This is a genomic window from Sphingomonas sp. Leaf38, from assembly GCF_001421825.1.
Taxonomy (GTDB): domain Bacteria; phylum Pseudomonadota; class Alphaproteobacteria; order Sphingomonadales; family Sphingomonadaceae; genus Sphingomonas.
Map to the genome: position 1 here is coordinate 3610 of NZ_LMLD01000011.1, position 1209 is coordinate 4818.

A 1209-nucleotide genomic window follows, 5' to 3' on the forward strand; every position below is an offset into this window, starting at 1 on the left:
CCCGCAAGCGGAAGGGGGATGACGTCGCGACCGGGTAAACGTCACCCATCCAGTTGCGCCAGCCGGTCCGCCTCGTCCTGCGACACCAGCGCACCGATCAGCTCGTCCATCTCGCCCGCGACGATCTCGGGCAGGCGGTGCAGCGTTAGGTTGATGCGGTGATCGGTCACGCGGCCTTGCGGGAAGTTATACGTCCGGATCCGCTCCGAGCGGTCGCCCGACCCGACCATCGATTTGCGCGCGCCCGCGCGCTCGGCGTGCAACCGGTCGCGCTCCGCCTCGTAGAGCCGCGTCCGCAGCACGCGCAAAGCCTTGGCCTTGTTCTTGTGCTGCGACTTCTCGTCCTGCTGGATCACCGTCAGCCCGGTCGGGATATGCACGATCCGCACCGCGCTGTCGGTCGTGTTGACCGACTGGCCGCCCGGCCCCGACGAGCGATAGACGTCGATGCGCAGATCCTTGTCGTCGATCTTGACGTCGACCTCCTCCGCCTCGGGCAGCACCGCGACGGTCGCCGCGGACGTGTGGATCCGCCCGCCCGCCTCGGTCGTGGGTACGCGCTGGACGCGGTGGACGCCGCTCTCGAACTTCAGTTTCGCGAACACGCCCTGCCCTGTGACGCTGGCGACGACTTCCTTGAAGCCGCCCGCGTCGGACGACGAGCCTGAGATCATCTCGACGCGCCAGCCCTGCGATTCGGCATAGCGCTGGTACATGCGGAACAGATCGCCCGCGAACAGCGCCGCCTCGTCGCCACCCGTGCCGGCGCGGACCTCGAGCATCGCCGAGCGCTCGTCGGCGGAATCGCGCGGGAGCAGCGCGAGCGCGAGCTTGCGGTCCGCGGTCTCGAGCAGCGTGCGGTTCTCGTGCAGCTCCTCGGCTGCCATCGCGCGCAGTTCGTCGTCGGCATCCTCGGCCATGAAGGCGAGGCTCTCCGCCTCCTGCCGCAACCGGCGTACTTCGGTGGCGGCCTGCGCGACGGGTTCGAGTTCGGCATATTCCTTCGACACCGCGACGAAGCGGTCCGAGGGGAGATCGCCGGTCGACATCAGCGCCTGCAACTCATCACGCCGCGCCTCGATCGCGCGGATGCGGTCGGGGGATATCTGGGTCACAAGATCCTCCCCGGCACGGGGAGGGGGACCGCCCGCAGGGCGGTGGAGGGGGCGCACCACGGGCGTTGCGCGACGTGGAGCCCCCCCCCCCCCC

Annotated in this window: 1 protein-coding gene; it reads right to left on the reverse strand. The window is 69.7% G+C overall.

Going from position 1 to position 1209, the window contains the following annotated elements:
- Positions 1 to 41: 41 nt before the first annotated feature.
- Positions 42 to 1115 (reverse strand): peptide chain release factor 1, encoded by a 1074-nt coding sequence (gene prfA, locus ASE88_RS07360; RefSeq protein ID WP_056477224.1) that lies wholly within the window; start codon positions 1113 to 1115, stop codon positions 42 to 44.
- Positions 1116 to 1209: the final 94 nt, after the last annotated feature.